The sequence below is a fragment of the Mycolicibacterium llatzerense genome (assembly GCF_000878195.1).
Classification (GTDB): domain Bacteria; phylum Actinomycetota; class Actinomycetes; order Mycobacteriales; family Mycobacteriaceae; genus Mycobacterium; species Mycobacterium llatzerense.
The window spans coordinates 41,465-68,051 of record NZ_JXST01000022.1 but is presented as its reverse complement, the minus strand read 5'-3'; the positions used below and the strand labels follow the sequence as shown (position 1 = coordinate 68,051).

The following is a 26,587-nucleotide window of genomic DNA, read 5'->3' as shown; positions in this document are numbered from 1 at the left end:
CTAGGGTCGGCCTGAGTGCACGACGCCGAAAGGACGTTCGGATGGACTTTGGGGGAGCCGGGGCGCGCACTGCCGCACCTCGCAGACTTCTCGCCGCTCTGGTCCTGCTGCTCGCTGTCCTGCTGACCGGATGCGGCAGCGCCAATCCCCTCGGCGGGGGCAGTATCTCGGGTGATCTCAAGTCGATCGTGGTGGGGTCCGCCGACTTCCCCGAATCGAAGATCATCGCCGAGATCTATGCGCAGGCATTGGCCGCCAACGGCTTTACCGTCGGTCGGCAGTTCGGCATCGGCAGCCGCGAGACGTACGTCCCTGCAGTGAAGGATCATTCGATCGACCTCATCCCCGAGTACACCGGCAATCTGCTGCAGTACTTCGATCCGAAGACCACGGCCACGGCCGCCGATGACGTCGAATTGGCGCTGGCGCGAGCGCTTCCCGGTGATCTGTCGATCCTGACCCCCTCCCCGGCGGCCGACACCGACACCGTGGCCGTTTCGGCGGAGACCGCCAAGAAGTGGAACCTGAAAACCATCGGTGACCTGGCGCAGCATTCGGCGCAGGTGAAATTCGGTGCGCCGTCGGAATTTCTGCAGCGGACCGAGGGGCTGCCAGGGCTGAAGGCCAAGTATGGCCTCGACATCGCGCCGGTCAACTTCATCGCCATCAGCGACGGCGGGGGACCGGCCACGGTCCGGGCGCTGGTCGACGGAACCGTCACCGCGGCAGATATTTTCAGTACCTCACCCGCCATCGTCCAGAACAATCTGGTGGTGCTCGACGATCCGAAGCACAACTTCCTGGCCGCCAACGTGGTGCCACTGGTGGCATCGCAGAAGAAGTCTGACCTGCTCAAGGCGGTGCTGGACGCCGTCAGCGCGAAACTCACCACGAAGGCGCTCATCGAGATGAACACCTCGGTGTCCGGTAACAGCGGTGTCGACGCGGACCAAGCCGCGAGAAAATGGGTGCAGGACAACGGGTTCGACAAGCCGGTGAGCCGATGATCACATTCGACAAGGTCACCAAGAGCTACGGCAGCGCCGTCGCTGTCGATGAGCTGAGCCTCGAGATCGCCGAGGGCACACTGTCGGTGTTCGTCGGGCCGTCCGGCTGCGGCAAGACCACCTCCATGCGGATGATCAACCGGATGATCGACCCGACATCCGGCACCTTGACCGTCGACGGTGCCAACGTCGCCACCGTCGACCCGGTGCGGCTGCGCCTCGGCATCGGGTACGTGCTGCAGAGCGCCGGGCTCATGCCGCACCTGAAAGTGGTGGACAACGTCGCCACCGTGCCGGTGCTGAAAGGCGAATCACGCCGCAGTGCAAGGAAAAAGGCGCTGGGCGTGTTGGAGCGCGTCGGACTCGACGTCAAGCTCGCCGACCGCTACCCGGCCCAGTTGTCGGGCGGGCAGCAGCAGCGGGTCGGGGTGGCCCGGGCGCTGGCCGCCGACCCGCCCATCCTGCTGATGGACGAGCCGTTCAGTGCGGTGGACCCCGTGGTCCGCGAAGACCTGCAGGCCGAAATCCTGCGGCTGCAAAGCGATCTACGCAAGACCATCGTGTTCGTCACCCACGACATCGATGAGGCCGTCAAACTCGGGGACCGTGTCGCGGTGTTCGGACCTGGCGGCACGCTGCAGCAGTACGACGCACCGCAGCGGCTGCTGTCCAACCCTGCCAACGCATTCGTCGCCGGATTCGTCGGTGCCGACCGCGGCTACCGGGGCCTGCAGTTCCGCGACACGACCGGACTTCAGCTGCGCGACATTCGTACCGTCGCCGAACCGGCGGTCGACGCACTGGAACTCGGCGACGGCCAATGGGCGCTGGTGGTCAACGCCGACGGCACCCCGTACGCGTGGATCAACGCCGACGGGGTGCGCCTGCATCGCATCGGAAAGTCCTTGTACGACAGCACCATCGCCGGTGGCTCACTGTTCCGGCCCGATGGCACCCTGCGACTTGCGCTGGACTCGGCGTTGTCGTCCCCGTCCGGGCTGGGGGTGGCGGTCGATGAGCAGGGCCGCGTGATCGGTGGCGTGGGCCTCGATGATGTGATGGCTCTCATCAAGAGCCGTAAAGGCCCCCAATGCGATACCTGCTGACCCACCTCGAGACCGCGTGGGTGCTCACGCAGATTCACCTGCGGCTGGCCCTGCTGCCGTTGCTGATCGGGGTGCTCATCGCGGTACCGCTGGGTGCCTATGTCCGGCAGCGGCCACGGCTGCGGCGGGTCAGCACCATCACGGCCAGCATCATCTTCACCATCCCGTCGCTGGCGCTGTTCGTGGTGCTGCCGTTGATCATCCCGACGCGGATTCTCGACGAAGCCAACGTTCTGGTCGCCCTGACGCTGTACACCGTGGCGCTGCTGATGCGGACGGTGCCCGAAGCGCTCGATGCCGTCCCGGCGGAGACGCGGGAGGCGGCCACCGCCATCGGCTACCGGCCGCGCACCCGCTTCTTGAGAATCGAACTGCCCCTGGCGATTCCGGTCCTCACGGCCGGGATGCGCGTGGTCGCCGTCACCAACATCTCGATGGTGTCGGTGGGTTCGGTGATCGGCATCGGCGGGCTCGGCACCTGGTTCACCGAGGGCTATCAGGCCGACAAGAGCGACCAGATCATCGCCGGCATCATCGCGATCTTCGTGCTGGCGGTGGTCGTCGACCTGCTCATCCTGGCCGCCGGCCGCCTGGCCACGCCATGGACCCGGGCGAAGGCACCGGCATGAACTTCCTGCACCAGGCCCTCGCCTACATCTTCACCGCGGCCAACTGGACCGGACCGGCGGGCCTCGGCATGCGGATGCTGGAACACCTGGAATACACCGGCATCGCGGTGCTCTGCAGCGCGCTCGTGGCCATTCCCGTGGGCATGTACGTCGGGCACACCGGCCGCGGTACGGCTCTGGTGGTCGGCGGCGTCAACGCCCTGCGCGCCCTGCCGACCCTCGGTGTCCTGCTGCTCGGCGTCCTGCTGTGGGGACTGGGCCTGCTGCCGCCGACCGTGGCCCTGATGCTGCTGGGCATTCCGCCCCTGCTGGCCGGGACGTACGCCGGGATCGCCAACGTCGATCCGGTGGTGGTCGACGCCGCCCGCGCCATGGGCATGACCGAGCGCCAGGTACTGCTGCGCACCGAGGTGCCGAACGCCATGCCGCTGATCGTCGGCGGGCTGCGGACCGCGACGCTGCAGGTGGTGGCCACCGCGACTGTCGCGGCCTACGCCAGTCTGGGTGGGCTCGGGCGGTTCCTGATCGACGGCATCAAGGTTCGGCAGTTCTATCTCGCGCTGGTCGGCGCCCTGCTCGTGGCAGTGCTCGCCCTGGCTCTCGACGCCGCGTTGGCGTTGGCGGTGCGGGCATCGCGGCCGGGACCGTCCGGACTTGCCATCGCGGCTGCAAAGCCGGGCCTTCGTCGCCTACGGTAGACGGGTGAGCGCAGCCCAGTCCGATGCCAGCCCCGAAGCTGCAGAACCCGCCTGGCCGGCGATTCTGACCTGGCGCGCGCAGGATGTGTCGCGCATGGAGTCGGTCCGGGTCCAGTTGTCCGGCAACCGGATCAAGGCCTATGGCCGGATCGTCGCCGCTGCCACCGAGATACATCCCGCGTTCAGCGCGTCCTATGACCTGGTGACCGACGAAAGCGGTGCGACCAAACGGCTGTCCCTCACCGTCACCCTCGCGCAGCGCGAGCGACAGCTGTCCATCGCCCGCGACGAAGAGAACATGTGGCTGGTGCAGGACCACCAGAACCAGACCCGCCGCGCCGCCTACAACGGAGCGCTGGACGTCGACGTCGTCTTCAGTCCGTTCTTCAATGCGCTGCCCATCCGGCGTACCGGGCTGCACAACCGCACGGCGTCTGTGTCCCTGCCCGTCGTCTACGTCCGGGTGCCGGATCTGACGGTCGAATCCGTGACCATCGGCTATACCAGCGCAGGTCCCGGCAACCCGATCAAGCTGGACTCGCCCGTCGCCGACACCTCCATCACCGTCGACGGCGACGGCTTCATCCTCGGCTACCCCGGACTGGCAGAGCGGATCTGATCACCCCGCCGGCCCGGCCCTGCGCGGCGAGCTCTTCGCGCCAGCCGTCGGCCCCGATGGTCGTCGTCATGATCTGCGGCCGGGGGAAGTTGTCGTAGCGAACCCGGGCGGCATGGCCACCGTCGACCAGCTCAGCCACCGATTGGGCCTCGACGAGCGACGAGCGGGCCTGGCTCAGCAGCTCCATGGCCCGGTCCAGCATGACCGTCAGCTCGGCGGCGTTGGCCTCGCACATGGCCCGGACCAGGTCGGGTGCGGTGGCCGCGACCCTGGTGCCGTCCCGGAACGAGCCCGCGGCCAGCGCGAACGCCAGCGGAACCTCGCCGGCCGTCGTGGCCAGTGCCTCGGCGAGCAGGTGCGGCAGGTGGGAGATCGCGGCCGCCGCCGCGTCGTGTTCGTCGGAGCGGGCCGGCACGATCACCGCGCGGCAGTCCAGCGCCAGATGCATCACCTGGGCCCACACGTCGGGGTCGACGTGGTCGTCCACGCTCACCACCCACGGCGCGCCGGCGAACAGATCGGCGGCACCGGCCGTCCAGCCGGAATGCGCGGTGCCGGCCATCGGGTGCCCGCCGACGAATTTGTCGAGCAGGCCGTACTCCTGAACCTGTTGCAGCACATTGCCTTTGACGCTCACCACATCGGTGAGCGGGCAGTCCGCCGCGGTGTCGCGGATGTGCTCGAGCATGATCGGCAGCGCGGGCACCGGCACCGCGAGGACGATCAGCGCCTCGCTCAGCGCGGCACGTTTCAGGGCGGCAGTGAGATCCTCGGTCGCGTCGAAGCCGTCTGCAGTCGCAGACTTCACCGCATCGATCGAGCGGTTGTATCCGAAGACCTCGCGGCCCGCGGCCTGCCCGGCCCGCATCAGCGAGCCGCCGATGAGGCCCAAACCCAGCACACACACCGGAGTTGTCACCTTCCAAGGTTTGCATACGGCCCAGGCCGGGTACATATGGGACCGCTGGTCAAGTTGCAGAGCGCGGACTAGCGTTGTCTGCATGGGAGTACAGCGCGCGCAGGCTCAGCAGCAGGTGGCCGATCTCCCCGACGGCTTCGGTGTGGCGGTCGTCCGGGAGGACGGCGCATGGCGTTGCGCGCCGCTGAAGCGCGCGGCGCTGGTGGATCTGACTGCCGCCGAGACCGAACTTCGTGAACTCCGTTCTGCCGGTGCGGTTTTCGGCCTGCTGAACGTCGACGACGAGTTCTTCGTGATCGTCCGCCCGGCTCCCTCCGGCGCCCGGCTGCTGCTGTCGGATGCCACTGCGGCGCTGGACTACGACATCGCGGCCGACGTGCTGGAGAAACTCGACGCCGACCTGAGCCTGGAAGAGCTCGAAGAGGACGACCCGTTCGAGGAAGGCGACCTCGGGCTGTTGGCCGACCTGGGCCTGCCCGAGGCGGTGCTCGGTGTGATCCTCGCCGACGACGAATACGCCGACGAACAACTCAGCCGCATCGCCCAGGAGATGGGCTTCAACGACGAACTCGTGGCGGTATTGGACAAGCTGGGGCGGTGAGCGCAGCCGACTGCAACCCGATTGTCAGCTCCGCTGACGAACGGCTGATCCGGCTGGCGCTGGAAGCCGCCGAACTGGCCGGGGCCGACGACGTGCCGATCGGTGCGGTGGTCTTCTCGGCAGACGGGGTAGAGCTGGCCCGGGCGGCCAATGCCCGCGAATCGCTGGGGGACCCGACCGCACACGCGGAAATCCTGGCGCTGCGGGCGGCTGCCGCGGTGCACGGCGACGGCTGGCGGCTGGAAGGCGCGACGCTCGCGGTCACCGTTGAGCCGTGCACCATGTGTGCCGGCGCGCTGGTGATGTCCCGCGTCGCGCGGGTGGTATTCGGGGCCTGGGAGCCCAAGACCGGCGCCGTCGGCTCGCTGTGGGATGTCGTCCGGGACCGTCGGCTGACGCACCGGCCTGAGGTCCGCGGCGGGGTCCTCGAGACCGAGTGCGCGGCGCTGATGGAGCAGTTCTTCGCCCGCCAGAGGTAGGACCGCTGGTCAGAGCCCGATTAGGGCAAGGAAGCCTGCGGCCGGTAAGCTGCCACACGGTGGCGTGTCCGAGCGGCCTAAGGAGCACGCCTCGAAAGCGTGTGTGGGGTAACCCCCCACCGAGGGTTCAAATCCCTCCGCCACCGCCATAGCCCCGAGCCTGCCTAGCAGGTGAGGGGCTATTTTAATGTTTACTGGGTGTCTTCTGTACCCGTCCCCGCCTACACTTTGCCCACATTCACGGGGTGAATACGAGTTGTGCAGGGTGACCGCAACGGCATCGAGATCCATCTCGAACAGGCTTCGTAGATGTGCAGTGTCACACTGACGTCCTGCGCCCGAGCATCCGCGCCAGGGCCAGGGGTTGCACCCGGCTGAACCTGCCAGCGATGCGCAGGTGTGCCGCAGATCGTGCGCTGCTCGTTCTCGAGCTCCAGAAGGTGACGTCGAGGATGAACAGGCGCACGTAATCGCCGGCCGCAGTCGGATGCGAGTCGTGGTGTGAGATGAGAACGGATCACCGCGGAAGGGGTTGGTGTTCTCCAACTCCCACGACCATCCCGGCATGTCGGGCCACACCGCCGGAATGGTCGTTTCGCCGCTCCAATGGTGGCGTATGAGGCTGGCCCCCGGTCGCCACTCGCTGCCCGAGTTGGCCGGGTCTATTGGAGCTGCGTCGGTGGTTGTCCGTCCCGGTATTGGTAGGTCTCGATGCTTGGGTACGGGCGGTCCGAAGTTCGAGATAGTCCAGGGCGGCAGCCGATTTGCCACCGTGAGGGCACGCCGCAGCCTGCGCGTTCAGGCACATCGATGGCGTTCCTGCGACGGAAATGGCCAGATCTCCCGCTCAGCGGTAAGCATCGTTGACACCTCGCGTTGGGGCTCGCTACGTTTCGCGCCTAATCAATCAGCCAGTTCGCCGACTGATGATGTCGTCCTTGATCAAGCACCTACCAGCGATGAGGAGCAGGCATGGCAGTCGATGCAGACGCCATCGAGCAACTGGCTGAGCACAGCCCGGACGTCGGTAGCGAGGCCAAGCATGCGGTCGACGACATCGAAATTGAGGGCGATTCGTCTAAACAGATTGTCGCAGAGGCTCCCTCGAAATGGCGTTCGCCTGTTCGGATGGCGGTCGTGGTCAGTGCGGCCACGGGAGTCGGACTGATCGCTCTGGGCGGTTGGCTCGGCTACGACAGCCACCGCTATCAACACGCCGACGACCAGCGCAATGTATTCGTTGAAGTGGCCAAACAGGGCGCGATGAACCTCACCACCATCAACTACACCGAGGTCGATAAGGACGTCCAGCGCATCCTGGACTCGTCCACCGGCACATTTCGCGATGACTTCCAGAAGCGTGCCAAGCCGTTTATCGACGTGGTGAAACAGATGCGGTCCGTCTCGACGGGCATTGTCACTGATGCTGGGCTCGAATCACATGATGGCAATCGTGCCCAAGTGCTTGTCGCTGTGTCGGTGAAGACGGTCTCTGCGGGCGCCCCCGAGCAGGAACCGCGCCGTTGGCGCATGCGAATCAGCGTTCAGGACAACGGCGCTGACGCGAAGGTTTCGAATGTCGAATTCGTACCCTGACGGCCACCGCGCCTCCGAATTGCCACAACACACGGGAGTACTACGGTGACGACGAAAAGCGAAACGCTCACCCGGCCAGACGATCTCGATGACGAGACTGCAAACGAGTCGGTGGATCAGGACGGAAAAGCTGAAGAATCACAATCGAATACGCACGCTGCGACCGACGATGCAGGCGAGGGCCGACGGGCCGGCAGGCGATGGAGCCGCGTAATTGCTTTCGGTCTGCTACCGGCAGCGGTCCTCATTTTGGCTGCCGCAGTCGGGTTCGTCTCCTACCGAGACCATTCGGCTGCGGCGGCTGACGCGGCCCGCTCCGAGTCCGTTCAAGCCGCGACCGAAAGCTCTGTGGCACTGTTGTCCTACCGTGCCGATACCGCTGATACGACACTCAACGCGGCTCGTGATCGGTTGACCGGAGCCTTCCGCGATTCGTACTCATCGTTGATCCGCGATGTCGTCATTCCCGGAGCGAAGCAGAAACGCATTTCCTCGATTGCCACGGTCCCCGCTGCGGCATCGGTGTCCGCCAGCAGTCAGCACGCGGTAGTGCTCCTGTTCGTGAACCAGAGCATCATCGTCGGTTCTGACGCTCCGACCTCCAGCACTTCGTGCGTGAAAGTCAACTTGGACAAAGTCGGTAACCGCTGGCTCATCTCTCAATTCGAACCGATCTAGGCCGATCCCATCATGTCCATCTGTCGATTCAGGTTTGGAACGACTTCGGCTGTTGCCGTCATCGCAATGGCAGTGCCCAGTACAGCTGTTGCACACAGTGACGCGACCGCCTACCTGCTCAATACCGTGGTTCGGCCCGGCTATCACTTCAGCGGACCCGACGATGCGTTGCAGTACGGCTATGGCTTGTGCGATGACGTCGCCGCGGGCCGCCTATACGGTCAGCTGATTGGCAAGGTCAAAGTCGACATGCAAACCACCGATGAATACCAGGCCGGGTATCTGATCAACCAGGCCCTCAACGAATTATGTCCGGCCCAGATCTGGCAGCTACGCCAGTCCGCCGCCGGCTACCGACCCGTCCTCGAGCCATGATGAAAACCTCTGTACTGCTGACACTTAGCGCCATCGGACTCACACTGCCGGCCACCCCAGCAGCTTTTGCCGACAACAGCCGGCTTAACAACAGCGTGGTCGCAAACATCTACACCATTCAGCACCAGGCCGGCTGTACCAACAACGTACGAATGAACAGCCAACTGCAGCTTGCAGCGCAATGGCGCACCGACGACCTCATGGCCAACCGAAATCCGGACAGCGACAACGGTTCTGACAACGCGACTGTCGCAGATCGTGCACGCGCAGCGGGCTATCGTGGGTCTGTTGCCGAAACCGTCGCGATCAACCCGGCGCTCGCCATCAACGGCATCGAGATCCTCAACCAGTGGTATTACAACCCCGCCGACATGGCGATCATGAGTAATTGCGCCAATACTGAAATGGGAGTCTGGTCCGAGAACAGACTCGACCGCTCGGTGGTGGTGGCTGTCTATGGGACTCCGGCCTAGATCGTGCGCTGCCGGAGTGGATCCATGGCGTGAGACGACGACGATAGGTGGGACGGTATGGATCCGAGTCCAGATTACGACGCCAGCGATGAGGTCGAGTATTTCTTCAACTGGTTCCCATGGGCTTTGCGCGGCGTCTATCCACCCCCGGCCTATCCGCCGGTATAGGGCACGTCACTAAGGTTTGCCCGATTGCGGCGTGACGGCACCACGTAGCCGAAAACAACACGCCACCAATTGCTTACGCTTCAACCTCGGACGATCGCGGGTGTCGACGCCGAGTAGAACGTGCAGCCAAGCGAGCCGCGAATTCAGGTGATGCGATCGAGATCGCCTGAGGCCCGAGTTCCGTGCGCAGCGCAAGACGATGCAGATCGGTGTCAATCGAGCCGGGTGCTGCAGTGGCTCGCATCGATACCTTTGTCGCCAGGACGGTTTCGCGCGGCGCCGACGCAGGACCGGCTGCCAACTCCAGGGCTGCGGCTACTGGGTCGTCGGCGACCTGTAGTGCCAGTCCGTGCTGCACTGCGGCGGTTGCGTCGAATTTCATGCCGAAAAGTAGTGCGGCTCTGGCCATTTGTGGACCGACCGCGCGTTGTAGCATCCAGCTTGCCCCGCCACCGGGGTGGATGCCCAGTTTCTGGAAGCGCGGGTCGAACATGGCATCTGGGCCGGCGATACGGACATCGGCGGCTAGAGCGAGATTGAGCCCGGCGCCGACTGCGGCGCCGTTGACCGCTGCGATCGTCGGTAGCGTGCATTCGGCAATGGCCATGAAGCCGTCGTAAATTCGCAGCAGGCCCTCCTCGGTCGCTGTCCCGAGCGCGCTCAGGTCGGCGCCCGCGCAGAAGGCCTTGCCTGCGCCCGTGACGATCAATGCGTGTACACCGCTGTCGCTTTCGGCCTCGGCGATCGCGGCCCGCAGCTGGATGGACATTGCCGCGGAGACGGCGTTGCGGCGGTCCGGGTCATTGACGGTAACTATCGCGACGCGGTTCTCGACCCGGTACTGAACGACAGATGAGGTGGTCATGGGATTCTCCATGGATCTAGATCCTGAGTGCGCCACCCCCTGGTCGGCGGTACGGCGGATTGCTGGACGGCGGTCAACTGTGCGAACCGGCTTACTCCAATAGGTCGACCACAGTGGACATCTCCGAGTTGGCGAACAGGAATTCTTCGGCTTTCTGCAAGTGCTTGGTCCATAGCTCACCGGCCTTCTCGGCATCGCCCGCTTTGATCAAGTCCAGCACCATCCGGTGGGTTTTGGCGGAGCGGCGCAACGCTTGTTCGGCGCGTGGACCGGTGGTTGGCTGCAGTGACCGGTTGGCCTTTTCGATGATGTGGTGCAGCATCTCGCTGATGATGCGCAGGGTGTTGTTGGAAGACAGCCGGGCGATCGCTGCGTGAAAGTCTGTCAGCTGATCGACTCCGCGGCTTCCGGGCGGCAGTGTCGATTCGCGAGCAACAATCTCTTCGAGCTCGGCGATGGTAGCGGCGTCTTGTTCAATGGCGAGTTGTTTGACCATGGGGGTCTCGATGGCTACCCGGGCGTCATAGACGTCGCGCAGGGTGACGCCTTCCCTCTCGAGGATGAGCCCGGCGTAGCGTGCAAGAGTTTCACGCTGGGGCCGTGCGACTCTGGCACCGCCGTGGGCACCCCGTTGCATTTCGATGAGGGACTCAGATTCCAGCACCCGAATCGCTTCCCGCAGCGTTGGCCGGGACACGCCGAACCGCTCCATGAGTTCGGTCTCGGGAGGGAGCATGGTGCCCTCGGCGATTTCACCCCGCACGAGCATTTTCCGGAGTACCGCGGCGACGCGTTCGGCCATCTTGGGTTCTCGGAGGCTGCGGACGTCCATGATGTGTCCTCCACCGCGCCGGTTTGCGGCGCGCATAGCGTTAATTGATTATTTGGTTTGACATTAGCCAATCTGTCAGCGTAGTCGGCCACCTGAGTACTGGACGCCGCTCCCGATCGTCAGATCCCATGCGCTGGAAGCCGCCAAGGCGGCATGGCCGAGGCGTTGCGCGTGATGGACGGCCGTGCCGTAGTCGTCGGACCAGCTGCGTAGTCGGGTAGTGAATAGCCACAGCGGGTGTTCAGCGGTGATTCCGATGGCGCCGTGAAGTTGGTGGGCGATGGTGATGACGTCCGCGGCCGCGCGGCCGAGGACGGTCTTGGCGACGGTGACAGCGAAATCGGTTTGTTGCGAGGCAAATCCGAAGTCGCTGGCGGCAGCGACGGCCAGCGTGGCGACGGCGCGGCCGCGTTCGATCTGTCCGGCCATGGCCGCCAGCGCGTGCTGAACGGATTGAAAGTCGCTCAGTGCTCGTCCGAACTGTTTACGTTCACGGGTGTGTGCCAGGGTCAGCGCGGCGCTGGCGTCCAGCGCTCCCATCATCTGCATACAGCGGGCCCAGGCGCCGCGGCGACACAATTCGGCGTGGACTTGCTCGCCGACGGCACGGAGATGGTCGGTGGGCATGGTGAAGCGCACCGTGTCCCGGGGCTCCCCGGCGAGGTTGTGGCCGCCTCGTATGTCGGGCTCCGAGAGCAGCCCGGTGTAGTGGATGTCGGCAATGCGGGCGAGCACGACGATCGTTGAGGTGGCAGCCCACGGCACATCGGTGGCTGTGCCGGTGATCTGATGGTTTCGCGTCGTCGTGGCGTCGGCGATAGCGACGGTCATCGGCCCCCGTCGGGGCAGCTCGAGTCCGCTTTGTCGGCCCAACCATGCTGCGAGTAGGTCGGTTTCGGCGATCGGCACCGCGGCTGCGTGGCGGGCGAGCCCGTATAGCAGGGTGGCTACCTCGGCAGGGCCGGCATCGACGTCGGCGGTGGTGGTTAGGCGTTCCAGCGCGGTGTCTTCGAGCCGGCGCCACAGCGTGTCGTCGAAGACGTCGGGTCGGCTCCGACGACCGACGCGGGAGTCGAAGGAACGTTTTCCGAGCTGATCGACAAGGTCGCGTAGCAGTGCTGTGTGGTCGTCAGGTTCGATTGGTCCGGCGTCGAAGACACCACCGGCCAATGCGTTGTTGACGGTCATCGCAGTCCCATTTCTCGTGCGATCACGCCGCGCAGCACTTCGTTGGTACCGCCGCGGAGTGTGAAGACGGGTTTGTGGAGCCATGCCTTGGCGAGAAGGTCCCGTAGGACTGGACGGTCCGGTGCGTAGGTCAGCAGATCAGCGATGATGTCGACCGATTCCTGTTCGAAACGGGTGCCGAGGTCTTTGACCAACGCCGCCTTCGTCGCGGCATCGCCGCCATCGGCCAGCGTGCGGGCGACGGAGACCGACAGTTGGCGCAGCGAGACTTGCCGGGCGAGCAATTCGCCGAGCATGGCAGCAACGTGCAGATCGATGGTGGGGCCGGCGGCCAAAGCAGAGATCGTGGCCTCGATCAGCGGTGCGGTGGACAGCACCCGCTCGGGTCCGCTTCTTTCAAAGGCCAGCTCGGAGGTCACTTGGTGCCAGCCGTTGCCGACCGTACCGAGGACAGCGCAGTGGGGGACGCTGACGTTATTGAGATGCACCTCATTGAAGTGGTGTTCGCCGGACATTGAGACGACCGGGCTGATGGTTATGCCCGGCGTGCGTAGGTCCAGGAGAAATTGACTCAAGCCCGCGTGCCGGTTGGTCGGGTCGAGTGCAGCAGTGCGGGCGAGAATGACAATCTGGTGTGCGCGGTGGGCGCCGCTGGTCCAGGTTTTAGTGCCGTTGAGAACCCAACCAAGGTCAGTGGGTGTGGCTTTGGTCCGCACGGCAGCCAGGTCGGAGCCTGCCTCGTGTTCGCTCATCCCGATGGCCATGTGGAGCCGCCCGGCGGCGATTGGTGCGAGCAGCCGGTCCCGTTGGTCCTCTGTGCCGTAGGCGAGCAGAGCCGGTGCCACTTGGCGGTCGGCTATCCAGTGCGCAGCAACTGGCGCGCCCTGGGCCAGCAGCTCTTCGGTGATTACGTAACGGTGCAAGTACCCCAGCCCCTGGCCCCCATAGCTTCGGGGAATGGTGAGTCCGACGAATCCGGCGTCCCCGAGACGCGCGCTGAACGCGGGATCCCATTCGCTGAGCCAGGCGTCGACCGAGGGTTCCCAGTTGAATTCAGCTCGATCGGACCGTAAGAAGTCACGAATGCGGCTGCGTTGGGCGGCCAGATCGGGTTCGTTGGCGCACAGCGCGTCGAAGCTACTCACCGGATTCACCTCTACACAGTGGGTAGCGCGGCAGCGGGCAGGTAGAAGTTTGGAGCAAGGTCTTCCTCGGAGGCTGCGAGCCGGTAGCGCGAGAAGTCGGTGACACCTTCTTCGGCCAGGACGGCTTCGTCGGTGTAGAAGTGGCCGCTGCAGCTGCCGGCAGGTCGGGTCACGATCGCGTGGGCGGCGTCGGCCATGATCTGAGGGATCCGGGCCTGCGCCGTCACCACGTCTTCGCCCATCGCGGTGATCATGCCGGTGCTGGCGACGGTAGTGGCGGGCCACAGTGAGTTGACCGCGATGGGGACAGACGCGAATTCGGCTGCCCAACCGAGGGTTAACAGACTTTCGGCGTACTTGCCGACAGTGTGACCGGCGTGGGCTCCCACCCAAGAGGGTTGCAGGTTCAACGGCGGCGAGATATTGAGGATGTGCGCAGCCTCAGAGCGACGCAGATGGTCGTACGCGGCATGAACAAGGGCGAATGGGCCTGCCACGTTTGTGGCGAGCAGGCGTTCGAAGTTTCTCGGTGGCAGTTGTGGTGTGCGGCGGAGGTCCAGAGCGCCGGCGTTGTTGATGATTACGTCGATGGCGCCAAAGGTGGCGACCACTTCGGTAACCGCGTTGTGAACATTGGCGGCGTCGCGCACATCGCACACCAGTGATAGAGCTTGCCCGCCGGCGGCCCGGACGGCTTGCGCTGTCTCGGTGAGAGTTCCGCTGATCTTTGGGTGCGGAGTGGCCGTCTTGGCCAGCAGCGCGACACGAGCGCCGTCGGCCCCGGCTCGGATGGCGATTTCGCGCCCGATGCCGCGGCTGGCGCCGGTGATGATGACAACGCGATTGTTCAGTGTGCGCGGTGTTGTGTTTTCCACGGATCTCCTACCTTCGTCGGCTCGCGTGAGCTCGCCCGAATTGGCTATATAGTTAATGATATAACTATATACCTACTAAGAGTGATGAGGGAACAACCCCGTCACGCCAACCAAAAAAGGGGCCCGAATGAGCGCGGTCGTGTCGATCGGGACATATCTGCCGCCATGGCAAGTCGGCGGCAAGCGTGTGACGGGGCCAGATGAAGATGCTGTGACGATGGCGGTGGCTGCGGGACGCGCGGCCGATCCAGCCGGCATTGCCACCCGAGTAGTGTTGGTGTCGCGTGATTTTCCGCTGCTGGAAGGTGGAAACGGGGCGGTGCTGTTGGCCGGGTTGTCGCTGCCCGCCGAGGTGGCTGTCACCGAAGTGCTCGGCGGAGCGCCGACAGTTCTGGACCTTGTTGCAGAGGCATTTGAGAGCACTCTGCTGATCGCAGTCGACGAGTCAGGTGGTGCTGCCGCGCTATTGACCGGAACGTCGGGGCCTCGGCTTCGGGTACTGGCCCGGCGGAGCCGTAGCCTGCCGACAGTGGCGCGGGGCCGTGATGGAGTGCGGCACGTCTATGGCGATGCCCGACTCGAACGCAACCTGGGTGTTCAGGGCGCTCTGGCACAGCTGAATTTGTCGGGTCCGGGCCCCGTGGTCGGGATCGTTGGTGCAAAGGCGGCGCAGTTGGATTCACAGTGGCACGCGTCTGCGGCGATCACCGAGTTCGCCAGTTCCGGTGCGGCGGTGCTGCGTTCGATCGCTGAGGGGATCGAACGACGGGCGGCGGGCTGGATAGTTGCCGTCGAGCAGTCCAGTGTGACGGTGGCAGAGTTGTCCTTGGGCCAAGGCTCCGCGCTCGTAGTGCGTGACGAGCCACCCGCCCGGGAGCTGCCGCCGGTCATCTGTTCATCTGGGACGGGTATCCCGATCTCGTTGGCCGCCTATGCGCGGGCCTTCGAGTCGAAATTGCGCTGGGAGGCAGCAATTTTCGCAGAGCGGCCAGGTATCGAGGCCCGACCAGTGTTTCCGCCCCGAGTGCGGGTGGATTCGGCCGGCGAGCTGGTGGCCCCTTATGGGATGCAGCCGCTGCCGCGCACCGGCACCGTCTATACCCACACAACGGTGAGGATCGCAGTTCCCGACTTGCCGGGACCCTATTCATTGGCGGTGGTCCAACTTGACGAGAGCCCGGTGCGGGTGTTGCTCAAAGTGACCGGCGTAGCGGCCGGAGAGGTGGCAGTTGGACAGTCCGGTGCGGTGGTGTTCCGCAGGATCGCGGTCCGGACCGGTATTCCAGATTATGGCTATGCATTCTGGCCGGGAAAGCAAGGAGTGGCAGCATGAGGAACGTTGCAATCGTCGGGGCCGGGATGACGCCGTTCGCTGAACATTTCGGTCTGGGTCTCAAAGATTTGGTGCCGATGGCCTATGCCGAAGCGGCGGCACATGTCGACAAGGGGATCGAAAAGGCTGACATCGATGCTGTCTGGTTCGGCGAGCTGACCACCAGCGATGGGTTCCCGACGGGCATCGTGGCCGATACTCTCGATCTCACCGAAATACCGGTTAGCAGGGTCGAGAATGCTTGTGCGACAGGCAATGACGCCGTTCGTAATGGCGCGATCGCGATCGCTTCGGGCTTGTACGACGTGGTGCTGGTACTCGGGGCGGACAAAGTGCGGGAAACGGCGACGAATTCGACTTTCTGGGAATGGGCGACGCTGACCCGCGACAATGCCTGGGACTATCCGCTGGGTCTGGTAGCGCCGGCGAATTTCGCCCTTCACGTAACCCGTTACCTGCACGAATCGCCTGCCACCAAGGAACATATGGCGATGGTGGCGGTGAAGAACCACTTCCATGCGGTCAAGAACCCAAAGGCACAGCTGCGCTACGAGATCACTGTCGAGCAGGCGCTGACCGCGCCGATAGTCGTCGACCCGTTCGGGTTGTATGACTGCACCCCACAGAGCGACGGCGCCGCAGCGGTAATTCTCGCTGCTGAAGACGTCGTCGACCGTTACACGGACCGACCGGTCTGGGTTCGTGGTGTTGGGCTGGGCATGGACAAGGTGATGCATCAGCACAAGGACGACATGACCTCGTTCCCCGCGACGGTACGCGCGGCAAAGGCTGCTATGTCCATGGCGGGTATCGGTCCGCACGATATCGACGTGGCCGAGGTGCATGACTGCTTTACCGGAGTAGAACTGATCAGCTACGAGGACCTCGGCTTCGCTGAACGCCATATGGCCTACAAGTTGATCGAGTCAGGCCAGACCTATGTTGGCGGTGCGCTGCCGGTCAACCCCAGCGGAGGCCTCAAGGCCAAGGGACATCCACCGGGCGCAACGGGCGTCGCTCAGTGCTACGAACTGTTCAGTCAACTACGTGGCGAGGCGGTGAACCAGGTAGACGGTGCCCGTATTGGTCTGGCGCACAACGTCGGTGGACCGACCGCGGTGGCTGCAGTCACGATCCTGTCTGCCGACAGGGGGTAGGGGCCGAATGCTGGCGGGCGCCAAGGTGCCCGCCAGCATCGGATGGAATTTGCATTCGGAGGAGTCTGTGGTCAGCCGCAGGCGATGACCGCAGGCAGGGCGGCTTGGGCGTCATCGGTCGCGAAAAGCTGCTCGGCCAACTGCGTCTCAAGCTGAGAGTAGGAACCGCACAACGCGTCGAGCTGCACGCCTCGGGTGACGCAGCGGTGCAGTGGGTGCTCGGCAGTCAATCCGATCGCTCCGCAGACTTGCATCGCCGCGTCTGCGGCGACGCGGTGGGCGCGGCCGGCTGCGGCCTTGGCCACCTGCGCCGAGAGCAGTCCGCCATAGCGCCATGCGTTCGTGGTCAAGGCTTGGGCAGCGGCCAAGTCAGCCCAGGCATCGGCCAACAGATGACGAGGGGATTGAAACGCGCCGATTGCGGTTCCGAATTGTGTGCGAACCGCCACGTGTTCCACTGCGATCTGAAGAGCTTGTTCGGTAACCGCGGTCAACTCGGTGGCCAATGCGCGATGTGCGGCGGCAATCGCGCGATTCCACTCCGGGGTGGCGTCGACGGAGGCAGTGATCGGACGCGGGCCCCACACGCGAGTCCAACGAGTGGTCGGGTCGAAAGTGTCGAGGGCGACGCCACGGAGATGCTGGGCGTCGATGACGGCCAAAGTTATGGCCCCGTGCGGACCGAGCACCGGAACCGCGACCCGTCCGTGCAGCGGGCCCAGCACAATTCCGGTGACCTGCTGTCGGTCGGGCACAACGGTGTCAGGGAGCGGTAGTAGGACTGAGTCGGCGGCGCCGTGAATGGCGGGTCTCAGCTCCGCGAGCATCACTCGGTCGAGGCAGTCAGTTTGTGCGAGGTGTCGGCCCTGCGCGCGAAACAGTAGCTCGACGGATTCGATCGGATATTCCGATTCGATTTCCTCCCAACCCATTTCGACCAACCGTTGCCCAAGCCTTAGATGCTCTCCGGCGGGTAGGCCCGCAAAAAGGCGCAAGATGGCTTCTTCGACCATCGGCCAAGCGTCGTCATCGATAGTGGGCATCAGCGTTTCTCCCTAGGCAGCTGCAGGATGTGGTCGGCGATGATGCCGCGTTGCACTTCGGCGGTACCGCCCATGATGGTTGCCGCTCTCGAGTACCACCAGTCAGCGCGGGCGTGGTTCCGCTCTTCGGGGGTGCCGGACGGAGCGCCGGTGACGATGAAGTCGTGCTTGATCTCGAAAATCAGTTCATGGACAGCCTTTTCAGCTTTGCTGAACAACAGTTTGTCAATGCTGCTGCCGGGGCCGACGACGCTGGCGTCGGCCAGTTTGTGCACTGTGTCGGCGGTGCGGGCCTGGGCGGCCAGCACCGCGACATATGTGCGGGCGAATCGTTCACGTTGCGCGGGCGAGGCGCCGTAGGCACTGATGTGCGTGCGCAGCCGCCCAAGTTCTGTCAGCGCGCTGGTCAGTACTGCGTATCCGTACATGCCTCGTTCGTATTGCATGAGATGCATTGCGACGGCCCAGCCGCCGTCGATTTCGCCGACGATTCGGGTGTTGGGCACCCTGACGTGGTCAAAGAACACCTCAGCGAGTTCGCGGCGTCCGCTGGCCAAGGCGATCGGACGTACGGTGACGCCGGGGGTATCGGCGTCGACCAGCACCATCGTCAAACCACGGTGGCGGCTTTCGGTGGTACCGGTACGTACGAGCGCGAGCAGCCGGGTCGCGGTCGGGCCTTGACTGGTCCATATCTTCTGACCGTTGACGATGAGTCCGCCGCGACCGTCGTCGGTGCCGCGGGTCCGCAATGCTGCCAGGTCACTGCCGGCTTCCGGCTCTGAGAAGCACTGCCCCCACCACTCGGCGCCGCGGAGATAGCCAGGTAGATATGCCGACGCCAGCGCGGGGGCGAATTTGATGAGAGCGGGGCCCAGGGTTTCCAACGTCCAGTGCTGGGCGGGTACCGGGAGCATGGCGTGACCGAGTTCTTCGTAGTACACGGCACGGTGTAATTCGTTGCCGCCCAATCCACCTGCGTGTTCGGGCCAGCCGTAGCGGTTCCAGCCGGCCTGGTGGAGTCGGGCTAGCACGGTAGCGCCGTGGGCCATTGCCGATTCGGCACTGGTGTGTGGAGTGTCGCGCCATTGGGTGGACCACTCCAAGTGACGCAGATAGCGGCGGAACTCGTGCCGGTAGTGCGCGAGGTCTAGGTGGTAAGCCCGAGCACGGTCGGTACAGGTGCCGTCGGCGGGTACGGGCATCGCTTCTCCTCGCTCTGGTAGGGCCGCGGCGGCCCCGGGCTTTTCGGGTCCTGGCCCTGTCGGGTCAGATGTGGGGGAGCGGACCCGCGAGACCACGGGGCGCGGTACCGTAGAGCCAGCTGGCAGCATCACCAATTTCGTTGTACTGCAGCGACTCTCCGTTACTGGCGTGATAGCAGCTCGCAGCTTCCGTAAATCCTTCCACCTTGGTGAGCTGAGCACCGTTGATGCGCAGGATCTGCCCGGTCAGCCAGGAGGACTCCGGTGACTGCAACCACGCCACCACCGGTGAACTGCGGGCTGGGTCGAATGCAGCGTCAGCGGCCTGGTGGGCACCGAAGAAATCCTCACTGATTCGGGTCACCGCCAGGGGCGAGATCGCGTTCACCGCAACGCCGTAGCGACGCGCCTCGAGCGCGGTGACGACAGTCAGGTTCGCTATGGCTGCTTTCGCGGCCCCGTACGCGCATTGCCCTACGTTGCCCCACAAACCGGCACCTGAGGTGGTGTTGACGACGTGCGCGTCGACCTGGCGGCCGGATTTCGATTGGCCACGCCAGTACGCACAGGCGTGTCTGGTGACGGCGAACGTGCCCTTCAGGTGCACTGCGATCACAGCATCCCAATCCTCTTCGGTGCTGGTCGCCACGGTGGCGTCGCGCAGGATGCCGGCGTTGTTGACCACCCCGGTCAGCGTGCCAAAGGTGTCGATCGCTGCGGAGATCATGTCGGCAGCGTCGGACCACGATGACACGGAACCGGTGTGGGCAATGGCGCTTCCGCCGGCGGCTTTGATCTCCTCGACGACGGCTGCCGCCGGTGCGGGTTGGCCGCCACTGCCGTCGCGGCTGACCCCGGGGTCATTCACGACGACGGCGGCGCCGAGCCCGGCCAGAGCCAGGCAGTGGCTGCGTCCGATGCCGCGTCCGCCGCCGGTAACAAGGACGACTTGCCCGCTCAAAGGTGCGGTCATGGGATTTGGCTCCTTAGCCTTACGCAGTATTGGACGGTGAGATGCGGGCGGCGTCAGCGTGGTTCTTTGGGAAGGCCCAGGACGCGTTCGCCGAGGACGTTGCGCTGGATTTCGCTGGTTCCGCCCAGGATGGTCTGGGCGCGGCCGACCAACATGCTGTGAACCAGGTCGTTGTCGTCGGAATGCGCGCAGGCGTCCGTGCCGAGCACATCTGTGGCCAAGTCTCCGAGGTCGCGGTCGGTTTCCGAGGTCATGAGTTTGAGCACTGAGAAAGCTGGTGAGGCGAGGTCACCGTGCTCGACGGCGCGCTGCCACGTGGCCCGTAGTAGCCACATTTTCGTCCAGAGCCGGGTGAGCGACCTCGCGAGCACGGGATCCAAAAGTCCGCGGTCGCGCGCTGCCTGAGCCATCTGCGCGTGTTGTTTGAACATCGATACCGCTTGGGAGCCCAGCGTCAGCCGTTCGCGGCCGAGGGTGAACATGGCGAGCTGCCAGCCTTGTCCGGTTTGGCCGATCAAGGCGTCTTCGTCAAGTTCGACTTCGTCGAGGAAGACTTCGTTGAACTTGCTCTCGCCGTCGATCTGGATCACCGGCCGCACGGTTACGCCGGCTGCGTCCATCGGCACGACGAACATGCTGAGGCCGTGATGGCTGTCGGTACCGGTGCGTGCCAGCAGCAGACCGTATTGCGCTGAGTTGGCTGCTGAGCTCCACACCTTTTGGCCGTTGACACGCCATCCCGTTGTTGTCTTCTCGGCGCGTGTGCGGACGCCGGCGAGGTCGGACCCGGCACCTGGTTCGGAGAACAGCTGGGTCCACACGTGCTCGCCGAGCCGGATCGACTCCAGGTATCGGCTCTGCTGTAGGGCTGTGCCGAAGTGGACGAGGATGGGCCCGACCAAGTCGATCGCGGTAATTCCGAGCTGCCGGGGGACCCCGGCGCGAGCACATTCTTCAGCGAAAATCGCTTGGCGCAAGACGGACGCGTCCTGCCCGCCGTGCTGGGTCGGCCAGTGCAGGCAGGCGTAGCCGTGTTCGGCGAGATAGCGATGCCACTGCCGGCCAGGGGCGACGTCGTCGTCGGTGGGAGTGGGGCCATAATTGCGCAACCCGTCCGGCTTGGGCGCGGAGACCAAGAATTGGCGGATTTCCGCACGGATCGCCTCAGCGTCTTCTTTGGGTTCCATCATCGGCCCGCATTTCCGCCGGGAGCTGTGGCGTCGTCGATTCGGTTGGCGGTCATAGCAATTCGGCCTTGTCTCTCAGCTGCTCCCAGTGCAGCGAGGGGCGCCCGAACAGGACTTCGTCGGTCCGGGCCCGCCGGAGATAGAGATGCGCGGCGTCCTCCCACGTGAAGCCGATGCCACCGTGGATTTGTAAGTTGGCATGTGTTGCGTCGCGCAACGCTTCTGAGCACACCGCTTTGGCCATGCTTGCGCGCCACTCGAGTTCTCCGGCTGCGCCGTCGCCAACATCATCGGCAGCTTGCAACGCCGCGTGCGACGCCGACCGTGACCATTCAAGGTTCACGAGCATATCGGCGCAGCGGTGTTTGACGGCCTGGAAGCTGCCGATGGCGCGACCAAATTGGGTTCGGGTGCGGGCGTAGTCCACGGCGATTTCCAGAACCCGTTCGTGACTACCCACCTGCTCGGCAGAGAGCACTGCGATAGCTCGGTGCACGGCCCTGGCGATCGCAACAGCAGCGGGTCGCGGGCCGGCGAGTCTCCGGGCGTGACTGGCGGTGAAACAAACCGTGGCCATCGGCCGGGTGGCGTCAAGTACGCGCTCGGGCGTGCGGGTGACGCCCTCGGTGTCGGCGTGGAGGATGAAGACTGCCGGCTCGTCGCTGTAGTCGGGCAGAGCGACGACGACTAGTTCGTCGGCGTGTTGAGCGCCGAGCACATGTCGTGCGGTTCCGCGCAATGTCCACCCGCTGTCGATGCGGGTGGCGGTAACGATCGGGGTACCGGGTGCCCACGGACCGCCGTCGAGTCCGAGGATCGCCGCCGCGGTTCGTTCGCCGGTGACGAGTGCTGCCAAGACGTCCTCGGTTGAATCAGCGGCTTCGAGCAGCAGGCCGGTGGCGAGAACCACCGAAGAAAGAAATGGCACCGGCGCCAGCGCGCGGCCAAGTTCGTGGGCGACCACACCGAGGGCCATCGCACCGTAGCCGGCGCCGCCGAGATCCTGCGAGATCGCAATGGCTGTAACACCGACCTCCCTGCTGAGGATTCTCCACAGCTCGGCATCGATACCGTCGCCTCCGTACGCAACGGCGCGGACCCGCTCTTCGGTGGCGAGCTGGTCGCAGACAGCGCGTACCGAATCACCCAGCAGGGTTGCTTCATCGGCGGTGAGCCGCATCCCGTCCTCCCCTCCTCCTGCGCTCAAGGCGCTTTCGAGATCCCGTCTGCTATATATAAATATATAACTGTTTATCTCGCGTCTACGAGTGTCCCGGTGGCCGGAACGCTGACGCTGCTGACAGCCCAGCTATATCGATAGCTGGGCGGGCGAAATAAGGAGAAGTAGATGAAGGTCATAACTTGCGCGGACGATGCTGTTGTGGCGGTTGGTCAACTGCTCGGCGTTGGCGAATGGAAGGTTGTTGATCAGCAACGGATTAACGCGTTCGCCGACATCACCGAGGATCGCCAGTGGATTCACGTCGATGCGGACCGGGCTGTTGCGGAGAGCCCGTACGGGGGCACGGTCGCACACGGCTTCTTGACGTTGTCGCTGCTGCCGAAACTCAGCAAGGACACTTTCAGGGTGACGGGCGCGCGAATGGGAATCAATTACGGGCTCAACAGAGTTCGGTTCCTGTCGGCGGTCCGGGCGGGAGACCGGATCCGGGTTCGCTCGGAATTGCTGAGCACCAAGAGGATTGATGATCGCACCGTCAACTTGACGGTGCGGCACACCGTCGAAGTTGAGGGATCTGACGCGCCTGCGGTGGTCGCCGACCTGATTGCGCGTTATGTCTTTTGAGGTCAACGCGGCGCGGGGAAGTCGAAGGCGTCGATATGAGCAGGACTATGCCCCCGTACGACGTGGTGGGGAATCGCCCATATTCCGCCGCGCCCGTGAGGTCGGGGACGGCGTCGGAAGTGAGCGCCCGAGAAAGTCCATATACCTGCTAGGTAGGTTGCAGCTAGCGGCCGGGTTCGGTGAAGTTTCTCAAATAGCCAGGTCAGACCGACTATTGCGATTTCCACGAATGATCAAAACAGGTATTGTTATATACCTTCTAGTCACGTAGTCTTCGCGTAGTGAAGCACCGAGGTTTGGTCACCGTAAGACGGAGGCGATGATGGCCACGCAGCTTGAGAACTGTTCACCGGCGGCCGGAATTGACCGGGCTGACCTGATCCTGAATGCCTTCGATGGCCCTGGGAAACTCACGCTGGCCCAGATCACTCGCCGGACGGGCGTGCCACGCTCCTCTGCCCATCGGATGCTGGAGCGGCTTGTCCAGCTACGGTGGGTGCGACGCGACGGCCTCCACTACCAACTCGGCTTGCGGCTATTCGAGTTGGGAACCCTTGCTGTTCAACAAGATCAACTGCACAGCGCTGCGCTCCCGTACCTGCGGGAGTTGAACAGGTTGACAGGTCTCACGGTCCACCTTGCGGTTCTGGATCGCACGGACGTCGTCTATCTCGAAAAGCTTGAGGGCAAGTTCAGCGTTGACGTCGACACCCGCGTTGGTGGCCGCAGGACTGCACTGCCGACGAGTCTCGGAAAGGTATTGCTGGCCAACGCTGTTCGCGTTACGCCTAATTTCCTTTCTACTCCGGAAGTGTCGGCACCGCTCAGTGAAGGGATCAGGATCAGGCAGGAATATGCCGCGATTCGACTGCGCGGAGTTGCTTACGATCGGGAGGAAGCGATGCGCGGACTTGGATGCTTGGGGGCCCCCGTCGGGGCGAAAGGCGACGTTGTTGCCGCAGTGTCCGTATGCGGCCGGATTGGCAGTATCTCGTTGGATGCGAAGACGGTCGCCCTGCTACGGCATACGGGCGCACAAATCTATGGCCGGCTGGGACGCCGTCGGGTCGCGATGTAGCCCCATGCAATTTGTGTAGATACGGGCCGGCGGGCCGCGCGGCATTGCTTACGTAGTACGTCGATACGGCTTTCGATCTGGCGGTCCGTGTTTTCATTCGTCGTTGGTGAGGTAGGCAACCGTGCAGGAAATTACGTGCCAAAACTGTGACAACACGGTGTTCGTAGAGCGGAACGCCGAGAACCAGGTGTGTGTGCAGTGGAGCGCCGAGTCCGCTGAGTCCTGCCGCGAGTTCCAGCAACGAGCCGCACAGGGTGAGTGCCGCTCGAGATTCATCCGCTGTTCTGCCCTGAATTCGGCGATTGACCTCCGCGTCAGGAATGGCCTTATCCCCATTTCTGCCAGAGCGCTTTCCGCTGAATTTCCGGTACGGCCGCAGGGACAGACGTGAGTGGCTATTTGAGTATGAGAGGTAAGCAACATTGTCTAATGCATCGTATGAGGTCACTGCCTGCATCGATGGTCACGAATACTCGGCACAGTGGAACAGCGGAGAAACGTTGCTTGAGGTGCTACTTCGCCGCGGAGTGGAGGTTCCGTACTCGTGCCAAGAGGGACATTGCGGTGCATGTGTGTGTCGTGTGATGCAAGGAAGCGTGTCGATGATCAATTGCGCGGCGTTGTCCGCGTCTGACATCGCAGACGGATACATATTGCCTTGCCGGGCAATATCTCCCGCTGGTGGGGTGTACGTCTCGTACGACGACTAGCCGCGACAGGTGGTCTGCGCCGAACCGCGCACTAAGTGGTGTGGGAGCCGCTGGTGAAACAGCCTGTTCCGGTCGTCGGGAGACGGATATGAATTGCACGATGTGCTGTTTAGCCTCGTTTGTACGTCGCGATCCATGCGCGCGAGGTCGAATTCTCCTGATGGCCGGATTCACGTGTACACGCGCAAGGCGCTTGACAAATGAGCTTGAGCCGCTCCGACAATTTGGGGAGTAATTGTGCTAGTACCGACTAGAACCAGCGACATCGACTACGCCGCCATCGGTGCATGGGACGACCGGACCTTGTACACGTTCCTCGACGAGGCCATCAGCGAGTCGCCGGAGGCACCGGCCATCCGTGGCGACGGCACTGACGTCAGCTACGCGGAACTAGGCCGAACAGTTTCTACATTGGCGGCCGCGATCACCCAGCGGTGGGTATCACGCCACGATGTGGTGACGGTGTTCATGCCGAACTGGCCGGAAGCCGTGGCTGCGATCCACGCCGTCAACTGGGCCGGTTGCGTCGTCAGTCCGGTGGTGACGACCTATCGGCGTGCTGAGCTCTCATTCATTCTGGCTGAATCAGGTTCACGCGTGATCTTCATCCCGCACGTATATCGCGGATTCGACTACGTCGCCTTGCTTTCCGCAGTATTGCCCGACCTGACGGACCCTCCGGTAGTCGTCGTCGTACGGCCACAGAGGACCCTGCCCGAGGGTTTCTACGCCTTCGATGAGTTGATCGGTGAACAGTTGCGGATGGATCCAGTCGGCGATGCCTCTGACATCTGTTTGCTGTTGTACACCTCGGGCACGACATCTCGACCTAAAGGCGTTTTGCACAGTCACCAGACCATCGTCTGGGAGATGCGTTCGATCATCCGCGAATTGCAGCTGGGTGCCGCGGACAGCACGTTCATGGCATCGCCGATCGGGCACCTGACTGGCATCGTATACGGCGTATACCTGCCGATGCTGCTGCGGCAGAGCACATCTCTTCTCGATGTCTGGGAGGCTGGGGCAGCGGTAGAGCGCATCGAACGGCACGGGTGCCGGATAAGCCTCGGAGCGACACCGTTTCTGCGGGGACTCACCACAGAATATGAGCGTCGTACTGAAGCTAGCAGTTTGCGCGTCTTCATCTGCGGCGGTGCCGACGTACCTGCCGAGCTGGTCGATCGTAGCTCCCGGGTGCTGAACTGCCTGGTGACCCGTACCTACGGGCTCAGTGAGATGCCGACGTTCAGCATTTCCGGGGCTGAGGCAAGCCTTGAGCAACGAGTCCATACCGACGGCAGGCCGGTGTCGCCGGCAGAAGGTTATGTGCTCAACGGTGAGGGCGGGATCGGCGAGCTGGTTGTGCGGGGGCCAGAGCTCTTCCTCGGGTATCTGGATTCTGCGCTGAATGCGGACGCGTTCACGAGCGACGGCTTCTTCCGAACCGGCGACCTGGTCGCAATTGACGATTCGGGTGCGCTCACGGTCCGGGGCCGGATGAAAGACATCATCATTCGCGGCGGGGAGAATATCAGCGCCCTGGAGATCGAGAACTACCTCCACGAGCATCCCCAGGTACTGGACGTCGCGGTAGTCGGCTACCCCGACCCGATAATGGGCGAGCGCGTTGCCGCGTACTTGGTGGTCGTGGCGGGAGTCTCAGGCTCCTCAATAGATATCGGTTCGTATCTACAGGCATGCGGTCTTGCGGCGCACAAGCGGCCCGAACAAGTTCACATCGTGGCGGACTTGCCGCGCAATGCGAGTGGCAAAGTGCAAAAGCAATTGCTTCGCGGTGCACATCGTGGTGCGTCGGCTTGACCGCATTTGTGAAGGGCGCG

The 26,587-nt window shown here is 63.9% G+C and carries 27 protein-coding genes, 1 tRNA gene and 1 pseudogene; 18 read left to right on the top strand and 11 right to left on the bottom strand.

Annotation, left to right across the window (positions count from 1 at the left end; translation table 11 throughout):
• Positions 1-41: 41 nt before the first annotated feature.
• From TL10_RS16500 to TL10_RS16480, 5 genes are read left to right on the top strand one after another with little or no spacing between them, the layout of a single operon-like run.
• Entirely contained in the window at positions 42-1,007 is a 966-nt protein-coding gene (locus tag TL10_RS16500) for an ABC transporter substrate-binding protein (protein ID WP_043986435.1), read from the top strand.
• Positions 1,004-2,113 (top strand): ABC transporter ATP-binding protein, encoded by a 1,110-nt coding sequence (locus TL10_RS16495; RefSeq protein ID WP_043986434.1) that lies wholly within the window; start codon positions 1,004-1,006, stop codon positions 2,111-2,113. The genes TL10_RS16500 and TL10_RS16495 overlap by 4 nt, the downstream gene beginning before the upstream one ends.
• Complete coding sequence (locus TL10_RS16490) at positions 2,098-2,742, top strand: ABC transporter permease (RefSeq protein WP_043402741.1); 645 nt, start codon at positions 2,098-2,100, stop codon at positions 2,740-2,742. Before TL10_RS16495 ends, TL10_RS16490 begins: the two co-directional genes overlap by 16 nt.
• On the top strand, positions 2,739-3,440 hold the full coding sequence (locus tag TL10_RS16485; RefSeq protein ID WP_082067979.1) for an ABC transporter permease: 702 nt from the start codon (positions 2,739-2,741) through the stop codon (positions 3,438-3,440). Before TL10_RS16490 ends, TL10_RS16485 begins: the two co-directional genes overlap by 4 nt.
• Positions 3,441-3,444: 4 nt before the next feature.
• The gene (locus TL10_RS16480) at positions 3,445-4,059 is read left to right on the top strand and encodes a putative glycolipid-binding domain-containing protein (protein WP_043986433.1); all 615 of its coding nucleotides are present in this window, start codon (positions 3,445-3,447) and stop codon (positions 4,057-4,059) included.
• Here the strand turns inward: TL10_RS16480 and TL10_RS16475 are convergent.
• Positions 4,022-4,966, bottom strand: coding sequence for a prephenate dehydrogenase (locus TL10_RS16475; RefSeq protein WP_043986473.1), 945 nt, complete (start codon positions 4,964-4,966; stop codon positions 4,022-4,024). The two genes, TL10_RS16480 and TL10_RS16475, sit on opposite strands and share 38 nt — an antisense overlap.
• 94 nt (positions 4,967-5,060) lie before the next feature.
• Between TL10_RS16475 and TL10_RS16470 the strand changes: the two genes are divergently transcribed.
• The 7 genes and pseudogenes from TL10_RS16470 (at position 5,061) to TL10_RS16440 (ending at position 9,348) form a co-directional block, all read left to right on the top strand.
• Positions 5,061-5,579 carry a tRNA adenosine deaminase-associated protein gene (locus tag TL10_RS16470; RefSeq protein ID WP_043986432.1) on the top strand — a complete coding sequence of 173 codons (519 nt, stop codon included), beginning with the start codon at positions 5,061-5,063 and terminating at the stop codon, positions 5,577-5,579.
• Positions 5,580-5,599: 20 nt separating this feature from the next.
• Positions 5,600-6,058 carry a nucleoside deaminase gene (locus tag TL10_RS16465; RefSeq protein WP_043402988.1) on the top strand — a complete coding sequence of 153 codons (459 nt, stop codon included), beginning with the start codon at positions 5,600-5,602 and terminating at the stop codon, positions 6,056-6,058.
• 58 nt (positions 6,059-6,116) lie between these two features.
• Positions 6,117-6,207 (top strand) — tRNA-Ser (locus TL10_RS16460).
• An 823-nt stretch (positions 6,208-7,030) separates the two neighbouring features.
• A complete protein-coding gene (locus tag TL10_RS16455; RefSeq protein WP_043986431.1) occupies positions 7,031-7,654 on the top strand; it encodes an Rv1363c family protein in 624 nt (207 codons plus the stop codon).
• A 45-nt stretch (positions 7,655-7,699) separates the two neighbouring features.
• Positions 7,700-8,332 carry a hypothetical protein gene (locus TL10_RS16450; protein WP_110789106.1) on the top strand — a complete coding sequence of 211 codons (633 nt, stop codon included), beginning with the start codon at positions 7,700-7,702 and terminating at the stop codon, positions 8,330-8,332.
• Between the two features lie 66 nt (positions 8,333-8,398).
• On the top strand, positions 8,399-8,707 hold the full coding sequence (locus TL10_RS16445) for a DUF732 domain-containing protein (protein WP_234711467.1): 309 nt from the start codon (positions 8,399-8,401) through the stop codon (positions 8,705-8,707).
• Positions 8,704-9,348 (top strand): annotated as a pseudogene (locus TL10_RS16440) (CAP domain-containing protein). The gene TL10_RS16445 and the pseudogene TL10_RS16440 overlap by 4 nt, the downstream one beginning before the upstream one ends.
• Positions 9,349-9,421: 73 nt before the next feature.
• On the opposite strand, the gene TL10_RS16435 reads toward TL10_RS16440, so the two are convergent.
• From TL10_RS16435 to TL10_RS16415, 5 genes are all read right to left on the bottom strand, one after another.
• Entirely contained in the window at positions 9,422-10,213 is a 792-nt protein-coding gene (locus TL10_RS16435; RefSeq protein WP_043402992.1) for an enoyl-CoA hydratase, read from the bottom strand.
• Between the two features lie 91 nt (positions 10,214-10,304).
• Positions 10,305-11,045, bottom strand: a complete 741-nt coding sequence (locus tag TL10_RS16430) for a FadR/GntR family transcriptional regulator (RefSeq protein ID WP_043986472.1) — start codon at positions 11,043-11,045, stop codon at positions 10,305-10,307.
• Between the two features lie 75 nt (positions 11,046-11,120).
• Positions 11,121-12,233: an acyl-CoA dehydrogenase family protein gene (locus TL10_RS16425; RefSeq protein WP_043986428.1), complete on the bottom strand. Its 1,113-nt coding sequence runs from the start codon at positions 12,231-12,233 to the stop codon at positions 11,121-11,123.
• Positions 12,230-13,378, bottom strand: a complete 1,149-nt coding sequence (locus TL10_RS16420; protein ID WP_043986471.1) for an acyl-CoA dehydrogenase family protein — start codon at positions 13,376-13,378, stop codon at positions 12,230-12,232. Before TL10_RS16420 ends, TL10_RS16425 begins: the two co-directional genes overlap by 4 nt.
• An 11-nt stretch (positions 13,379-13,389) precedes the next feature.
• Complete coding sequence (locus tag TL10_RS16415) at positions 13,390-14,253, bottom strand: SDR family oxidoreductase (protein WP_192830249.1); 864 nt, start codon at positions 14,251-14,253, stop codon at positions 13,390-13,392.
• A gap of 127 nt (positions 14,254-14,380) precedes the next feature.
• Between TL10_RS16415 and TL10_RS16410 the strand changes: the two genes are divergently transcribed.
• Both TL10_RS16410 and TL10_RS16405 read left to right on the top strand, forming a co-directional pair.
• Positions 14,381-15,586 (top strand): Zn-ribbon domain-containing OB-fold protein, encoded by a 1,206-nt coding sequence (locus tag TL10_RS16410; RefSeq protein WP_043986427.1) that lies wholly within the window; start codon positions 14,381-14,383, stop codon positions 15,584-15,586.
• Positions 15,583-16,743, top strand: coding sequence for a thiolase C-terminal domain-containing protein (locus TL10_RS16405; RefSeq protein WP_043986426.1), 1,161 nt, complete (start codon positions 15,583-15,585; stop codon positions 16,741-16,743). The genes TL10_RS16410 and TL10_RS16405 overlap by 4 nt, the downstream gene beginning before the upstream one ends.
• 71 nt (positions 16,744-16,814) lie before the next feature.
• Here TL10_RS16405 and TL10_RS16400 read toward each other — a convergent pair whose 3' ends face one another.
• The 5 genes from TL10_RS16400 to TL10_RS16380 all read right to left on the bottom strand — a co-directional run bounded on the left by TL10_RS16400 (position 16,815) and on the right by TL10_RS16380 (position 22,331).
• A complete protein-coding gene (locus TL10_RS16400; protein ID WP_338048660.1) occupies positions 16,815-17,498 on the bottom strand; it encodes an acyl-CoA dehydrogenase family protein in 684 nt (227 codons plus the stop codon).
• 287 nt (positions 17,499-17,785) lie between these two features.
• Positions 17,786-18,991 carry an acyl-CoA dehydrogenase family protein gene (locus TL10_RS16395; protein WP_043986424.1) on the bottom strand — a complete coding sequence of 402 codons (1,206 nt, stop codon included), beginning with the start codon at positions 18,989-18,991 and terminating at the stop codon, positions 17,786-17,788.
• A gap of 64 nt (positions 18,992-19,055) precedes the next feature.
• Positions 19,056-19,964, bottom strand: coding sequence for an SDR family NAD(P)-dependent oxidoreductase (locus tag TL10_RS16390; protein WP_192830248.1), 909 nt, complete (start codon positions 19,962-19,964; stop codon positions 19,056-19,058).
• A 53-nt stretch (positions 19,965-20,017) separates the two neighbouring features.
• The gene (locus TL10_RS16385) at positions 20,018-21,154 is read right to left on the bottom strand and encodes an acyl-CoA dehydrogenase family protein (RefSeq protein WP_043986423.1); all 1,137 of its coding nucleotides are present in this window, start codon (positions 21,152-21,154) and stop codon (positions 20,018-20,020) included.
• Positions 21,155-21,203: 49 nt separating this feature from the next.
• Positions 21,204-22,331 carry an acyl-CoA dehydrogenase family protein gene (locus TL10_RS16380; RefSeq protein ID WP_043986422.1) on the bottom strand — a complete coding sequence of 376 codons (1,128 nt, stop codon included), beginning with the start codon at positions 22,329-22,331 and terminating at the stop codon, positions 21,204-21,206.
• Positions 22,332-22,499: 168 nt separating this feature from the next.
• On the opposite strand from TL10_RS16380, the gene TL10_RS16375 reads away from it, so the two are divergent.
• The 4 genes from TL10_RS16375 to TL10_RS16365 all read left to right on the top strand — a co-directional run bounded on the left by TL10_RS16375 (position 22,500) and on the right by TL10_RS16365 (position 26,567).
• Positions 22,500-22,958 carry a MaoC family dehydratase gene (locus TL10_RS16375; RefSeq protein WP_043986421.1) on the top strand — a complete coding sequence of 153 codons (459 nt, stop codon included), beginning with the start codon at positions 22,500-22,502 and terminating at the stop codon, positions 22,956-22,958.
• A gap of 322 nt (positions 22,959-23,280) precedes the next feature.
• Positions 23,281-24,036, top strand: a complete 756-nt coding sequence (locus tag TL10_RS16370; RefSeq protein WP_043986468.1) for an IclR family transcriptional regulator — start codon at positions 23,281-23,283, stop codon at positions 24,034-24,036.
• Positions 24,037-24,458: 422 nt separating this feature from the next.
• The gene (locus TL10_RS32105) at positions 24,459-24,746 is read left to right on the top strand and encodes a 2Fe-2S iron-sulfur cluster-binding protein (protein ID WP_082067969.1); all 288 of its coding nucleotides are present in this window, start codon (positions 24,459-24,461) and stop codon (positions 24,744-24,746) included.
• A 237-nt stretch (positions 24,747-24,983) separates the two neighbouring features.
• Positions 24,984-26,567: an AMP-binding protein gene (locus tag TL10_RS16365; protein WP_052506439.1), complete on the top strand. Its 1,584-nt coding sequence runs from the start codon at positions 24,984-24,986 to the stop codon at positions 26,565-26,567.
• Positions 26,568-26,587: the final 20 nt, after the last annotated feature.

Excerpts from the sequence above, each read along its gene's own strand:
- TL10_RS16500 (WP_043986435.1), top strand. The coding sequence starts at position 42 with ATGGACTTTGGGGGAGCCGGGGCGCGCACTGCCGCACCTCGCAGACTT.
- TL10_RS16495 (WP_043986434.1), top strand. The coding sequence starts at position 1,004 with ATGATCACATTCGACAAGGTCACCAAGAGCTACGGCAGCGCCGTCGCT.
- TL10_RS16490 (WP_043402741.1), top strand. The coding sequence starts at position 2,098 with ATGCGATACCTGCTGACCCACCTCGAGACCGCGTGGGTGCTCACGCAG.
- TL10_RS16485 (WP_082067979.1), top strand. The coding sequence starts at position 2,739 with ATGAACTTCCTGCACCAGGCCCTCGCCTACATCTTCACCGCGGCCAAC.
- TL10_RS16470 (WP_043986432.1), top strand. The coding sequence starts at position 5,061 with ATGGGAGTACAGCGCGCGCAGGCTCAGCAGCAGGTGGCCGATCTCCCC.
- TL10_RS16455 (WP_043986431.1), top strand. The coding sequence starts at position 7,031 with ATGGCAGTCGATGCAGACGCCATCGAGCAACTGGCTGAGCACAGCCCG.
- TL10_RS16445 (WP_234711467.1), top strand. The coding sequence starts at position 8,399 with ATGGCAGTGCCCAGTACAGCTGTTGCACACAGTGACGCGACCGCCTAC.
- TL10_RS16435 (WP_043402992.1), bottom strand. The coding sequence starts at position 10,213 with ATGACCACCTCATCTGTCGTTCAGTACCGGGTCGAGAACCGCGTCGCG.
- TL10_RS16430 (WP_043986472.1), bottom strand. The coding sequence starts at position 11,045 with ATGGACGTCCGCAGCCTCCGAGAACCCAAGATGGCCGAACGCGTCGCC.
- TL10_RS16425 (WP_043986428.1), bottom strand. The coding sequence starts at position 12,233 with ATGACCGTCAACAACGCATTGGCCGGTGGTGTCTTCGACGCCGGACCA.
- TL10_RS16410 (WP_043986427.1), top strand. The coding sequence starts at position 14,381 with ATGAGCGCGGTCGTGTCGATCGGGACATATCTGCCGCCATGGCAAGTC.
- TL10_RS16405 (WP_043986426.1), top strand. The coding sequence starts at position 15,583 with ATGAGGAACGTTGCAATCGTCGGGGCCGGGATGACGCCGTTCGCTGAA.
- TL10_RS16395 (WP_043986424.1), bottom strand. The coding sequence starts at position 18,991 with ATGCCCGTACCCGCCGACGGCACCTGTACCGACCGTGCTCGGGCTTAC.
- TL10_RS16390 (WP_192830248.1), bottom strand. The coding sequence starts at position 19,964 with ATGACCGCACCTTTGAGCGGGCAAGTCGTCCTTGTTACCGGCGGCGGA.
- TL10_RS16385 (WP_043986423.1), bottom strand. The coding sequence starts at position 21,154 with ATGATGGAACCCAAAGAAGACGCTGAGGCGATCCGTGCGGAAATCCGC.
- TL10_RS16380 (WP_043986422.1), bottom strand. The coding sequence starts at position 22,331 with ATGCGGCTCACCGCCGATGAAGCAACCCTGCTGGGTGATTCGGTACGC.
- TL10_RS16375 (WP_043986421.1), top strand. The coding sequence starts at position 22,500 with ATGAAGGTCATAACTTGCGCGGACGATGCTGTTGTGGCGGTTGGTCAA.
- TL10_RS16370 (WP_043986468.1), top strand. The coding sequence starts at position 23,281 with ATGGCCACGCAGCTTGAGAACTGTTCACCGGCGGCCGGAATTGACCGG.